The following is an 11,457-nucleotide window of genomic DNA, read 5'->3' as shown; positions in this document are numbered from 1 at the left end:
AGGCCGGCGGTAGCCCGGAATTACCAATGAAAGCTGAAGAATAGATCCGGTCTGACGAGCCCCCTCGCCGAAACGGAGCGACCCTGCCTAGTCGAGTTCTTTCCGGTAGGTTTCAGGCAGCCAGATCGCGCTGACCACGAAGGCCATCGCCACCACCGCGATCGTATACCACAGGCCGGCATAGGCATCGCCGGTGCGGACCACGATATATTGGCTGATCAACGGCAGGAAACCGCCGAAATAGCCCGAACCGATGTGGTAGGGAACGCTCATCGACGTATAGCGAATGCGGGCGGGGAACATCTCGACCAGGATCGCGGCAACCTGGCCGTAGGTCATCGCCGACAGCGCGACCATCACCGCCACCGCGAAGATGATCATCCACGGGCGTTTCTCGGCGGGATCGGCCTTGTCAGGATAGCCGGCGGCGGCGAGCGTCGCGGTGTAGTTCGCTTGGTCGAAGCCCTCGATCCGCTGGTCGCCGACCCGCAGCGCCACGGCCCCGGTTTCCGCCTTGGTATAGCTGACACCGCGCTTCGACAGGTAGTTCAGCGCCTGCGCGCAGGGCGTCTTGTGCTTGGAAGCGAAGACGTTGAAGTCGCAATCGGCCGGCAGCTCCAGCGTCACCGGATTGGCCGCCGCCGCGCGGGCGAGCGCGGGATTGGCGCCGTTCGCCATCAAGTGGAACAGCGGGAACAGGAGCACCAAGGTGAGGGCGTAGCCGATCAGCAAGACCTTCTTGCGCCCGACCCGGTCCGACAGCGCTCCGAAGCCGACGTAGAGCGGGGCGGCGAGCGAGGCACCGGCGGCCATGTAGAGCAGCGCCTCGGTCTCGCCGACGCGCGCGGTGCCCTGGAGGAAGTAGAGCGTCCCGAACTGGCTGGTGTAGTAGATCACCGTCAGGCCCGCGGCGACGCCGAACAGGGCGACCAGCACCCGCTTGATGTTGCCGGGATAGGTCAGGCTGTCCTTGAACGGATTGCGGCTGGTGGTGCCGGCTTCCTTCATCGCCTTGAACACCGGGCTCTCGTTCAGCTTCATCCGGATGTAGAGCGAGACCGCGAGCATGATCAGGCTGGCGAGGAACGGGATGCGCCAGCCCCAGGCGTCGAATTGCTCGGGCGTCAGGGCGGCGCGGCAGGCGAGCACCATGATCAGGCTGAGGAGGAAGCCGCCGACCACGCTGACCTGGATCCAGCTGGTATATTGGCCGCGCTTGCCGGGCGGGGCGTGCTCGGCGACGTAAATCGCGGCGCCGCCATATTCGCCGCCAAGGGCAAGACCCTGAAGCAGGCGCAGGCCGACCAGCAGCGCGGGCGCTAGGAGGCCGGCATTGGCGTAGGTCGGCAGGAAGCCGATCGCCGCGGTGGCGCCGCCCATCAGGCTGATGGTGATGAGGAAGGTGTATTTGCGGCCGACGCGGTCGCCGAACCAGCCGAACAGCAAGGCGCCCAAGGGCCTAACCCCAAAGCCGGCACCGAAGGCGGCGAGGCTGGCGAGGGTTGCGGCGGTGGGATTGTCGGCAGGGAAGAACAGGCGGCCGAGCAATGCGGCGAGGATCCCGTAGACGAAGAAGTCATACCATTCGAACACGGTCCCGAGCGCGCTGGCGGTGATGACCAGCCGGTCGCGCTGCGGATCGACGACGTAGGAATCCGCTGCGTTTGCGGAAGTGCTTGCCATGCTCGTGAAATCCCCCTCGCCAGCGGTTCTAGCGAGGCGGATAGCGAGGGCAAGCGCCCCCGCCGTCCCGATCAGCCGAGGCGGCCGTTGACCAGCTCGTCGTAATCCTGCGCCAGCTGCTGCTGGACCGCGCCGATCTCGAAGTTCCACGGGCCGGCCGACTGGACAAAGGTCACTTCGGCGGCCGAGCCGGTGAGGAAGAAGCTCTGGAAGGTTTCCAGCTCTTCCGGCCAGATCGCGCGTTCCTGGACTTCGATCCCGCGGCGCTGGGCAAGATCGATCAGGGTCTGGCGGGTTAAGCCGTTAAGGAAGCAGTCGGGCGTCGGCGTGTGGATAACATTGTCGCGGATGAAGAAGGCATTGGCGCCGGTCGCCTCCGCCACCTGCCCGCGCCAGTCCATCATTAGCGCATCGTCAAAGCCGCGGCTGTCGGCGCGCGCCTTGGACATGCTGGCGATCATGTAGAGACCCGAAGCCTTGCTCTGCGTCGGCGCCGTATAAGGCGCGGGGCGACGCCATTCGGCAAGGTCGAGGCGGATGCCCCTGGCGGCCTTTTCGGGCGGATAATATTTGCCCCAGTTCCAGGCGGCGATGGCGAGGTGCGGCTTGGTCCCAATGGGGTTCACCCCCATGCTTTCCGACCCGCGCCAGGCGACCGGACGCATGTAGGCGTCGACGAGGTTATTAGCCTTCAGCACTTCCTCGCAGGCGGCGTCGATCTCGGCCACGCTCCACGGAAGTTCGAAGCCGATCAGCTCGGCCGAGCGGCGGAGGCGGGCGCTGTGATCGGACAGGCGGAAGATCTTGCCGCCGTAGGCGCGCTGCCCTTCGAACACGCTGGACGCATAATGGAGGGCGTGGGTCAGCACGTGGACGTTGGCTTCGCGCCACGGCACCAGTTTGCCGTCGAACCAGATCCAGCCGTCGCGGTCGTCAAAGCTCACGTGCATAGTCCCCTGGATTGCTTGAGCCCGCGCTTAGGAGCCGCGCGTCTCAGCCGCAAGCTCCGCCGAGCGGGCGGTCGCCGCCGCCAGCGTGCGATCGATCAGGCCCGGAAGCTCGGCGTCGAGCACCTTGAGGCCGGCTTCGGTGGTTCCCCTCGGGCTGGTCACGCGGCGGGCGAGGTCGTCCATCGCCTCCCCGCTCGAGGCGGCAAGCCAGGCCGAGCCGAGCACGGCTTCGCGCGCTGCGGTGAGGGCGAGTAAGGGATCGAGGCCCCTGCCCTCACCGGCGGCGGCGAAGGCGGCGATGAAGCGGGCGACATAGGCGGGGGTCGAACCGGCAACAAAGCCGATCGCGCCAAACTCCTCCTCGGTCGCGCACCAGGGGGCGAAGCCGAGCATCGAGAACCAGGGCTGAAGCTCGGACTGGAGCGCCGCGTCCGAACAGAGGAGCGGCAGGACGCCGCGGCGAACCGCGACCGGCAGGTTGGGCATCACCCGGACGACCGCACGGGCGCGGGGGAACAGGCCCTGCAGGGTCGCCATGTCGGCGCCGGCGAGGATCGAGATGATGGTCGTCTTTGACGTGATCCAATTGGCGACCTCGGGCGCGAGGGTGCGCAACTGCTGCGGCTTGAAGCCGAGGACGATCCGGTCGGGGATGAGCCCGGCCTCGCCCGCGCCGCGGACGGTGCGGATACCCGGGACCGGCGTGCCGCTGGGGCGGACGGCGGTGAAGCTGGCGGGGTTCTCACCGGCAGCGAGCCAGCCGGCGACCATCGCCGAGCCCATGTTTCCGCAGCCGTAGAAGAGGGTGTGGGTCATGGATGCGCTCGCTCGAAGTTGTCGAAGTTTACAGGGTACGGGGTGCCGGAAGTGGCGCTATTCCGCCAATTTCGCGATTCGCGGGCGGTTCGAAAGCCCGAACAGCCGAAGCAGGCGAAATCCTACATTGCAAGCCGGTCAGGCTTCGCCCGCGGTCTCGATCAGGGCGGCCGAAATGGCTTCGCTCGGACTCTTGCCTCCCCACATGACGAACTGGAAGACGGGGTAGAAGCGTTCGCACTCCTCCAGCGCGGCCTCGCTCAGCGCCTCGGCCTGTTCGAAGCTGAGGCCATCGTCGCCGCCGTCCATCAGCGCGGCATAGCGAAAAACGATCAGGCCGCTCGACGACCAGAGTTCGAAATGGCCGAGCCAGAGCTGCTCGTTCACCAGGCCGAGCGTCTCGTACATGGCGGCACGCTTGTCGGCGGATACCTTAACGTCGGGGAAGGCCAGGAACTGGAGAACCTGGTCCTCGGGCCGCCACACGCCGCGCAATTCATATTGCGCCCAGCTGCCGGGCGCGGAGGCGACGATCTCGCCGTCGCCGGTCCGCTCGCACGCCCAGCCGCGCGCTTCGAAATAGGCTTCGAGCACTTCGATCGGGGCGCCGTCGTCGCGCTCCTCGCCCTGATTTTCCTCGTCGCGCGCCAGAACGCTCACTCCTCGGGCGTTTCGATGCCGGTCACCCCGGCAGGCGGCGCCTTGGCATCGCCGGTCGGGACCTTGCGGGCCTTGCCGCCCTTCAGCGCGGCCACTTCGGCCTTCAGGGTCTCGACCTCCTCGCGGGCGGTTGCGGCCATCTGCTTGACCGCTTCGAATTCCTCGCGGGAGACGAAGTCCATACCGGCGACCCATTCCTTCGCCCGCTCGCGCATTCCGTCCTGAGCCTCGCGGGTCATTCCGGCGACCGTGCCGGCGGCGCCGTTCATGATCTTCACCAGATCTTCGAAGAAGCGGTTCTGCGACTGCATAATCTTGACCCCCAGATTCTATCGCGCCGACGTGATCCCGAGCGGCGCCCGGTCAGCGCCCGGATTAAGGCGCCCGATCTCGAAATTGAGCGCGGTCGCCAGGCACAGCCACGCCAGATAAGGCAGAAGCAGCAGCCCGGCTACCCTGTTGACGCGGAGGAAGAAACTGACGGTGAGGCAGGCGCCGACCGCCATCGCGATGACGATGATGAAGGCCCAGTCGATCGCGCCTGCGCCAAAGAAGACCGGCGACCACAGGTAGTTGAGCGCAAGCTGGACGAAGAAGATGATGAGGCCGAGGCGGCGATACCGGCTTTGCGGAGCGACCAGCACAATCGCCAGTGCAAGGCCCATCAGCGTGTAGAGGGTCGTCCAGGCGACGCCGAACACCCAGCCGGGCGGCATGAAGCTCGGCTTTTCGACCATGTCGAACCAGGGGTTGCCGAAGCCCGAATTGGACACATAGCCCGACAAATTGCCAGCAATGACCACCAGCGGAACGGTGATGAGCGCCATCTGCCACCACTTCCAATGGTGCCAGCCATGCTGTGAATGTGTCGCCAAAGCTCAGGATTCCTTTCGTGCTGCCAGCAGGAACTCGACATTGCCCTCGGGTCCTGTGATCGGGCTACGCGTCACGCCAAGAACCGTCCAACCCCGCGAAGCGATCCATTGTTGCGCTTCCGTGACGACGCGCTCGTGGACCGCCTCGTCACGGACCACCCCACCCTTGCCGACTTCAGCGCGGCCGGCTTCGAACTGGGGTTTGACGAGCAGCAGCGCGTGGCCGGAAGGGACAATGAAATCAACGGCCTTGTCGAGGACCTTGTGAAGCGCAATGAAGCTCGCGTCGCAGACGAGAAGGTCGATCGGTTCGGGGATATGCTCGGCGGTGAGGTGCCGGGCGTTGGTCTGTTCGAGGACGACCACGCGCGAATCCTGGCGCAATTTCCAGGCCAGCTGGTTGGTGCCGACGTCGACCGCATAGACCTTCGCCGCGCCGCGCGAGAGGAGGACGTCGGTGAACCCCCCGGTCGAGGAGCCGACGTCGAGGCAGGTCGCGCCCGCGGGATCGATGCCGAAATGGTCGAGCCCGCCGACCAGCTTCAGCCCGCCGCGGGAAACCCAGGGATGGTCCTTTCCGCGCACCTCGAGTGGGGCGTCGGAGGGAATCGTGTCCCCGGCCTTGGCGATCTTGCGCTCACCCGCGAAGACGACGCCGGCCATGATCAGGGCCTGCGCGCGCGAGCGGGACTCGGCGAGGCCGCGATCGACGAGCGCCTGGTCTACGCGCTGCTTGGCCAAGGGTTCAGGCCCGCGCGCCATTCTCCAGGCCGACGCTGTTGCGGCGCAGGGCTTTCAGGACCGTATCGACGATGTGCGGGGCGTTGAGGCCGGCTTCGTCATACTGCTTGGTCGGATTGTCCTGGTCTTGGAAGGAGTCGGGCAGGCGCATGGTGCGAAGCTTGAGGCCGGCGTCGATCAGGCCTTCGTCGCTCGCCATGGTGAGGACGTGCGCGCCAAACCCGCCGACTGCCGCTTCCTCGATAGTGACGGCGACCTCGTGGCTGGTGAGGAGCTTGCGGATCAGCGCTTCATCGAGCGGTTTCGCAAAGCGGAGGTCGGCGACGGTGGTGCTGAGGCCCATGCTCTCGAGCTGCTCGGCGGCCTTTTCGGCTTCTTCCAGGCGGGTGCCGAGCGAAAGGATGGCGACGGTCTTGCCTTCGCGGACCACGCGGCCCTTGCCTATTTCGAGCTCAAGCGGCTCGGCCGGCATGGCGAGGCCGCGGCCGTTGCCGCGCGGATAGCGGACCGCGATCGGACCGCTGTCATGCTTGGCCATGGTGTGGACCATGTGGGTCAGTTCAACCTCGTCCGCGGCGGCCATGACGACGAAGTTGGGCAGCGTGCAGAGGTAGGCGAGGTCGAACGAGCCGGCGTGGGTCGCGCCGTCGGCCCCGACCAGACCGGCGCGGTCCATCGCGAAGCGGACTGGCAGGTTCTGGATCGCGACGTCGTGGACCACCTGATCGTAGGCGCGCTGGAGGAAGGTCGAATAGATGGCGCAGAACGGGCGGAAGCCCTCGGCGGCGAGGCCGGCGGCGAAGGTCACCGCATGCTGTTCGGCGATGCCGACGTCGAACATCCGGGTCGGGTGCGCGGCGCCGAACACGTCGAGGCCGGTGCCGCCGGGCATGGCGGCGGTGATGGCGACGATCTTCTCGTCACGGTTGGCCTCGGCGACGAGGGCGTCGGCGAACACCTTGGTGTAGGCGGGCGGGCCGCCGCCGGGGCCCTTGTCCTGCTGGCCGGTGACGACGTCGAACTTGACCACGCCATGATATTTGTCGGCGCTGCTTTCGGCCGGGGCATAGCCCTTGCCCTTCTGGGTCACGGCATGGATCAGCATCGGGCCGTGGTCGCTGTCGCGGACGTTCTCCAGGATCTCGACCAGGCCGATGACGTCATGCCCGTCGACCGGCCCGACGTAATAGAAGCCCAGTTCCTCGAACAGGGTGCCGCCGGTCATCATGCCGCGGGCATATTCCTCGAGGCGTTCGGCGGCGTTGCGCATCGGCTTCGGCAGGTGGCCGGCAAGGCGCGCGGCGAGCTTGCGGGGGGAAAGATACTTGTTGCTGGAAACCAGCCGGGCGAGCGCATTGCGCAGGTTGCCGACTGGGGGCGCGATCGACATGTCGTTGTCGTTCAAAATGACGATCAGCCGGCTGCCGCCAGCCTCGGCATTGTTCATCGCTTCAAACGCCATGCCGGCGGTCGCGGCGCCGTCGCCGATCACCGCGATGGCGCGGCGGTTGGCGCCTTCGAGCCGGGAGGCGACCGCAAAGCCCAGCGCGGCGGAAATGCTGGTCGAACTGTGCGCCGCGCCGAACGGGTCATATTCGCTTTCGCTGCGCTTGGTGAAGCCCGACAGGCCCCCGCCCATGCGCAGGGTGCGGATGCGGTCGCGGCGGCCGGTGACGACCTTGTGCGGATAGCATTGGTGGCCGACGTCCCAGACCAGTTTGTCGCTGGGCGTATCGAACACATAGTGGATGGCGACCGTCAGCTCGACCACGCCGAGGCCGGCGCCAAGGTGGCCGCCGGTGACCGACACGGCGGAGATGACTTCCTGCCGAAGCTCGTCACACAGCTGCGGCAGCTGGCTCTTGTCGAGGGCCCGGATGTCGGCGGGCAGGTGGATGGTGTCGAGGAGCGGGGTGTCGGGGCGCGAACTCATAAGCCGTCCTCCCTACAACCAGCGTGAAGCGAAGTCGAATAGGGCTTTCGCTCCTACCCGCCGGCGCTGGCGATCAGGCGCAGTCCTCGCAGGTGCCGCGCACTTCGATCACCGGGCGGGTCGGTGCAAAGCCGCTCTTTTCGGCGGCCTTGCGGACGTCGTTGGCGATGGTGTCATTGTCGATGTGCTTGGCCTGGCCGCAGCTGTCGCAGATCAGGAAGATGCAGTCGTGCAGGCAGCCCGGATGGTTGTTCGCGACATAGGCATTGGCGCTCTCGACCCGGCGGGCGAGGTTGGCGCCGACGAACAGGTCGAGGATGCGGTAGACGCTGTTGGCCGCGACCCGGCGTTCCTGCGCCTTGGAGACGGCCTCGGCAATGTCGTAGGCGGACGCCGGGCGGTCGAAGCCGGCCAGCGCGTCGAACACCGCTTCGCGCATCCCGGTCCATTGTTCGCCACTGCCGGTGAGACGCTCCTTCGCGGCGCTCTTGAGGTCGGAGCCGCCGTGCGCGTGGTGATCATGCTTGGCCATGGTATAACAATAAGCCTCGCGCCTGCGACCGGCAAGTGAACCACCATCGTTGCCGCGGCGTTACAATGGCCATGCCCGCCCCTGCCCCGACCAGCGCGCCCGCCGACGAGCCGGTCCGGCGCGACGCGCATGAAGGCGAGGGCGCGACCCGTGGCACCAACCGGATGGAAGCCTTTGCCGACGGGGTGTTCGCGATCGCCTTCACCCTGTCGATCTTCAACCTCGTGCTTCCCGAGCTTGGGCGCGAGGGCGCGAACCTAGGCCGCGACTTGCTGGCCGAATGGCCGCAGACGCTTGGCTATGCCGCCTCGTGTTTCGTCATCGGGCTGTACTGGATCCACCATCATTTCTCGGGCGCGATCTACCGGACGACGGGGCACTGGTTCCTGATCGCGACGACGCTGTTCCTGACCATGATCGGCTATATCGCCTTTCCGGTGCGGACCTTCGCCGCAAGCCTCGCGCATCCCGAAGCACAGCGCGACGCCGCGGTATTCCTGGTGACCAGCCTTGCGCTGGTGTCCTGTTCCTGGCTGCTGAAGTGGACGATCGGCAACCGCCACGGGCATGTCGATGCGCGGCTGGAGCAGGGATATGTCGCGCGCCTGACGCGGCGCTACCGGCTGGTGACGGCGTGGAATGTCGCTGCGGCCGTGCTGGTCTGGGCCGAGTGGCGGGTCGGCATCGTGATGGCGCTGCTGGGACTGGTCATCAAGCTGAGGCCGCCGGAAACGCCGCGCTATCAGACCGAAGCGCCGCCGATCGAGGGCGAAAGCTAGCGTCGCCCGAAGGGGTGCGCGGTGCCGCGGCGGTTGAGGTCGTGGCCGAGCGCGAGGATCAGCACGCCGAGCATGGTCGCGACCGCTTCGGTCCCGTCATGCGGCAAGGTCATCGCGCCGCCCATCACGCCAAGCCCGAGCCCGCCGACCGCGCTTGGCATCACGAAGCCATGTTCCATGACCCCGCGGCCGAGCGCAAAGGCGCCGAGCGCCATCGCCAGGGTGAGGCCCACCTCGTGGATCCAGTGCGATCCGAGCAATCCGCCGAAGGCCGACATGGCCGCGATCAGCACGGTGGTCGCGATGCAATGCACCAGGCACAGCCCGGACAAGCCAATGGCAAGTCGGTCCCACAGGGCGTTCGAGGCGTGCGTTCTGGTCATGAGCGTCGGTATGCAATGTTATAGTGCAACATCGGCGGGGTTACAACATCACCGGGGGAGCCCGCACACGAAATTTTCGTGGAAGGAGGTAGGACAATCGGTCCGCTTGCCCGCGTTCGTGCGCGCGAGCATATGGCGGCCGCATATGAACGCCCCTGCCCTCGTCCCGTCCCGAGCGCGCCCGCTCGCCGTGTCCAACTGGCTGCTCAGCATCTGCGCGCTGATCTTCGTCATGGTGGTGGTCGGCGGGATCACCCGGCTGACCGAAAGCGGGCTGTCGATCACCGAGTGGAAGCCGATCACCGGTGCGATACCGCCGCTGACCGAGGCGCAGTGGAGCCACCAGTTCGAGCTCTACAAGCGGATCCCAGAATATCAGCAGCTCAACAGCGGGATGACGCTGGCCGAATTCAAGAGCATCTTCTTCTGGGAATGGGTGCACCGCCAGCTCGGCCGAGTGATCGGGCTGGTCGCGCTGGTGCCGCTGGTGTGGTTCGCGGCGCGCAAGGCGATTCCGAACGGCTATGGCTGGCGGACGGGAAGCATCTTCCTGCTCGTCTGCGTGCAGGGCGCGATCGGCTGGTGGATGGTGGCGAGCGGCCTGACCGAACGGACCGACGTCAGCCACGTGCGCCTTGCCGTCCACCTGCTGACCGCGCTGTTCATCTTCGGCTTCACCTTGTGGACCGCGTTCGACCTGCGCAGTCCGGGCGCTGAACCGCGGCGGGTGCCGACGATCGGGCTGTGGGCCTTTGCCGCGCTGGCGCTGCAATTGCTATTCGGCGCCTATGTCGCGGGCCTCGATGCGGGCTATGCCTTCAACACCTGGCCGCTGATGGGCGGCGAGCTTTATCCCGAAGCCGCGCCCTGGCTTGAGCCGGTGATGCGCAATTTCGTCGACAATCCGGTGACCGTGCAGTTCATCCACCGCTGGTGGGCCTTCGTGGTGCTGGTCCTGGCGGTGGTCGTGGCGCGCAACGTCAAGGCGGCCGGTGGACGCCGCGAATCGATCTTTCTCCATGCGGCGATCGGGATCCAGATCCTGCTCGGCATCTGGACCCTGCTGTCGGGCGTCAGCCTGCACGTCGCGGTGGCGCACCAGGCGACCGCGGTGCTGGTGGTGGCGAGCTTCGTTGCCGCGGTGCACCGGCTGGCCCAAGCCGGCCAGGGCGCCTCGACTGCGCTCGGCACGGACCGGGATGACGGGCGCACCTACGTCCCGCTGATCCCGAGCGAAGTCGAGGGACCGTGACCATCGCCACCGTCTATTGCGTCTTCGCGGATGCGGACGAGGCCGAGCGGATCGGGCGCAAGGTGGTCGAGGAACGGCTGGCGGCCTGCGTCAACGTCCTTGCCCCCTGCCGCTCCTTCTACCGCTGGGACGGGGCGGTGCAGCAGGCGCGCGAAGTACCGGTCCTGTTCAAGACGACGCAGGCCGCGGCCGGGCGGCTGGTCGATCGGCTTGCGCTGCTTCACAGCTATGACGTGCCGGCGATCACCGTCTGGCCGGTCGAGCAGGCGCTCGGCGCTTATGCGGCATGGGTGAGCGAAAGCGTGCGCGAGGACTGACGCGTGGCCGATTTCCAGACCCCCAATCTCGCGTCGCGCGACTTCGATACGACGGTCGCCTTCTTCGCGACGCTGGGATTTAGCGTCGGTTATCGGGACAGCGGCTGGCTGATCCTTCGGCGGGGCAGCCTGTGCCTCGAATTCTTCCTGTTCGCCGGGCTCGACGCGGAGCAGAGCAATTTCGGCGCGTGCCTGCGGCTCGACGATCTCGATGGCTTTTATGCCAAGTGTGTCGCCGCGGGCGTGCCGGTGAAGAACGAGGGAGCGCCGCGGCTGCATCCGCCCAAAACCGAACATTGGGGCGGGCGCCGGGCCGCGCTGCTCGATCCCGATTTCAACCTTCTGCACCTCATCCAGAACGATTGAGGCGGGGCAACGGGCTTCGTTTTCAGCGGTTTTCCGCGGGACGAAGCGGGCTTCCTAAAAGCCGGGGTATTATTTTACCCGCCTAGAAACCCGCTGTTTTGCTTGACTTTCGGACGCCCCGACGCGAATAGGCCGCTCAAGCGCTGCCCCTCCGGGCGGCGTTTTCCTGT

Annotated in this window: 14 protein-coding genes; 4 read left to right on the top strand and 10 right to left on the bottom strand. The window is 66.6% G+C overall.

The window, feature by feature from the left end; translation table 11 throughout:
* Window positions 1-87 precede the first annotated feature (87 nt).
* The 9 genes from ABD729_RS11380 to ABD729_RS11340 all read right to left on the bottom strand — a co-directional run bounded on the left by ABD729_RS11380 (window position 88) and on the right by ABD729_RS11340 (window position 8,190).
* Window positions 88-1,683: an MFS transporter gene (locus ABD729_RS11380; RefSeq protein WP_344710361.1), complete on the bottom strand. Its 1,596-nt coding sequence runs from the start codon at window positions 1,681-1,683 to the stop codon at window positions 88-90.
* A 71-nt stretch (window positions 1,684-1,754) separates the two neighbouring features.
* On the bottom strand, window positions 1,755-2,627 hold the full coding sequence (locus tag ABD729_RS11375) for a branched-chain amino acid aminotransferase (protein WP_425564892.1): 873 nt from the start codon (window positions 2,625-2,627) through the stop codon (window positions 1,755-1,757).
* Between the two features lie 33 nt (window positions 2,628-2,660).
* Window positions 2,661-3,449, bottom strand: coding sequence for a pyrroline-5-carboxylate reductase family protein (locus ABD729_RS11370; protein WP_344710358.1), 789 nt, complete (start codon window positions 3,447-3,449; stop codon window positions 2,661-2,663).
* A gap of 138 nt (window positions 3,450-3,587) precedes the next feature.
* Window positions 3,588-4,100: a type III secretion system chaperone family protein gene (locus ABD729_RS11365; protein ID WP_344711428.1), complete on the bottom strand. Its 513-nt coding sequence runs from the start codon at window positions 4,098-4,100 to the stop codon at window positions 3,588-3,590.
* Between the two features lie 5 nt (window positions 4,101-4,105).
* Window positions 4,106-4,420: an accessory factor UbiK family protein gene (locus ABD729_RS11360; RefSeq protein WP_344710357.1), complete on the bottom strand. Its 315-nt coding sequence runs from the start codon at window positions 4,418-4,420 to the stop codon at window positions 4,106-4,108.
* A gap of 18 nt (window positions 4,421-4,438) precedes the next feature.
* Window positions 4,439-4,984, bottom strand: coding sequence for a TspO/MBR family protein (locus ABD729_RS11355; RefSeq protein ID WP_425564891.1), 546 nt, complete (start codon window positions 4,982-4,984; stop codon window positions 4,439-4,441).
* A 3-nt stretch (window positions 4,985-4,987) separates the two neighbouring features.
* Window positions 4,988-5,725 (bottom strand): TlyA family RNA methyltransferase, encoded by a 738-nt coding sequence (locus ABD729_RS11350; protein WP_344710356.1) that lies wholly within the window; start codon window positions 5,723-5,725, stop codon window positions 4,988-4,990.
* A gap of 4 nt (window positions 5,726-5,729) precedes the next feature.
* Window positions 5,730-7,658 carry a 1-deoxy-D-xylulose-5-phosphate synthase gene (dxs, locus tag ABD729_RS11345; protein ID WP_344710355.1) on the bottom strand — a complete coding sequence of 643 codons (1,929 nt, stop codon included), beginning with the start codon at window positions 7,656-7,658 and terminating at the stop codon, window positions 5,730-5,732.
* Window positions 7,659-7,731: 73 nt separating this feature from the next.
* Window positions 7,732-8,190, bottom strand: coding sequence for a Fur family transcriptional regulator (locus tag ABD729_RS11340; protein ID WP_344710354.1), 459 nt, complete (start codon window positions 8,188-8,190; stop codon window positions 7,732-7,734).
* Between the two features lie 71 nt (window positions 8,191-8,261).
* Here ABD729_RS11340 and ABD729_RS11335 point away from each other — a divergent pair, with 71 nt between their 5' ends.
* Entirely contained in the window at window positions 8,262-8,969 is a 708-nt protein-coding gene (locus ABD729_RS11335) for a TMEM175 family protein (RefSeq protein ID WP_344710353.1), read from the top strand.
* Here the strand turns inward: ABD729_RS11335 and ABD729_RS11330 are convergent.
* Window positions 8,966-9,352 carry a MerC domain-containing protein gene (locus ABD729_RS11330; RefSeq protein ID WP_344710352.1) on the bottom strand — a complete coding sequence of 129 codons (387 nt, stop codon included), beginning with the start codon at window positions 9,350-9,352 and terminating at the stop codon, window positions 8,966-8,968. The two genes, ABD729_RS11335 and ABD729_RS11330, sit on opposite strands and share 4 nt — an antisense overlap.
* 145 nt (window positions 9,353-9,497) lie before the next feature.
* On the opposite strand from ABD729_RS11330, the gene ABD729_RS11325 reads away from it, so the two are divergent.
* Genes ABD729_RS11325 through ABD729_RS11315 form a run of 3 tightly spaced genes read left to right on the top strand, consistent with a single transcriptional unit; the run spans window position 9,498 to window position 11,287 of the window.
* The gene (locus ABD729_RS11325; protein ID WP_344710351.1) at window positions 9,498-10,604 is read left to right on the top strand and encodes a COX15/CtaA family protein; all 1,107 of its coding nucleotides are present in this window, start codon (window positions 9,498-9,500) and stop codon (window positions 10,602-10,604) included.
* Window positions 10,601-10,921, top strand: a complete 321-nt coding sequence (gene cutA, locus ABD729_RS11320; protein ID WP_344710350.1) for a divalent-cation tolerance protein CutA — start codon at window positions 10,601-10,603, stop codon at window positions 10,919-10,921. Before ABD729_RS11325 ends, cutA begins: the two co-directional genes overlap by 4 nt.
* 3 nt (window positions 10,922-10,924) lie before the next feature.
* The gene (locus ABD729_RS11315; protein ID WP_344710349.1) at window positions 10,925-11,287 is read left to right on the top strand and encodes a bleomycin resistance protein; all 363 of its coding nucleotides are present in this window, start codon (window positions 10,925-10,927) and stop codon (window positions 11,285-11,287) included.
* Window positions 11,288-11,457 lie beyond the last annotated feature (170 nt).

This window comes from Sphingomonas humi, from assembly GCF_039536725.1.
Taxonomy (GTDB): domain Bacteria; phylum Pseudomonadota; class Alphaproteobacteria; order Sphingomonadales; family Sphingomonadaceae; genus Sphingomicrobium; species Sphingomicrobium humi.
Note: the sequence above shows the minus strand (reverse complement) of the source record. Positions and strands in the feature narration are given on the sequence as shown.

What these genes read in the sequence shown, in the direction of transcription:
- ABD729_RS11330 (WP_344710352.1), bottom strand. Translation starts at nt 9,352, where the DNA reads ATGACCAGAACGCACGCCTCGAACGCCCTGTGGGACCGACTTGCCATT.
- dxs (WP_344710355.1), bottom strand. Translation starts at nt 7,658, where the DNA reads ATGAGTTCGCGCCCCGACACCCCGCTCCTCGACACCATCCACCTGCCC.
- ABD729_RS11325 (WP_344710351.1), top strand. Translation starts at nt 9,498, where the DNA reads ATGAACGCCCCTGCCCTCGTCCCGTCCCGAGCGCGCCCGCTCGCCGTG.
- ABD729_RS11380 (WP_344710361.1), bottom strand. Translation starts at nt 1,683, where the DNA reads ATGGCAAGCACTTCCGCAAACGCAGCGGATTCCTACGTCGTCGATCCG.
- ABD729_RS11335 (WP_344710353.1), top strand. Translation starts at nt 8,262, where the DNA reads ATGCCCGCCCCTGCCCCGACCAGCGCGCCCGCCGACGAGCCGGTCCGG.
- ABD729_RS11340 (WP_344710354.1), bottom strand. Translation starts at nt 8,190, where the DNA reads ATGGCCAAGCATGATCACCACGCGCACGGCGGCTCCGACCTCAAGAGC.
- ABD729_RS11370 (WP_344710358.1), bottom strand. Translation starts at nt 3,449, where the DNA reads ATGACCCACACCCTCTTCTACGGCTGCGGAAACATGGGCTCGGCGATG.
- ABD729_RS11360 (WP_344710357.1), bottom strand. Translation starts at nt 4,420, where the DNA reads ATGCAGTCGCAGAACCGCTTCTTCGAAGATCTGGTGAAGATCATGAAC.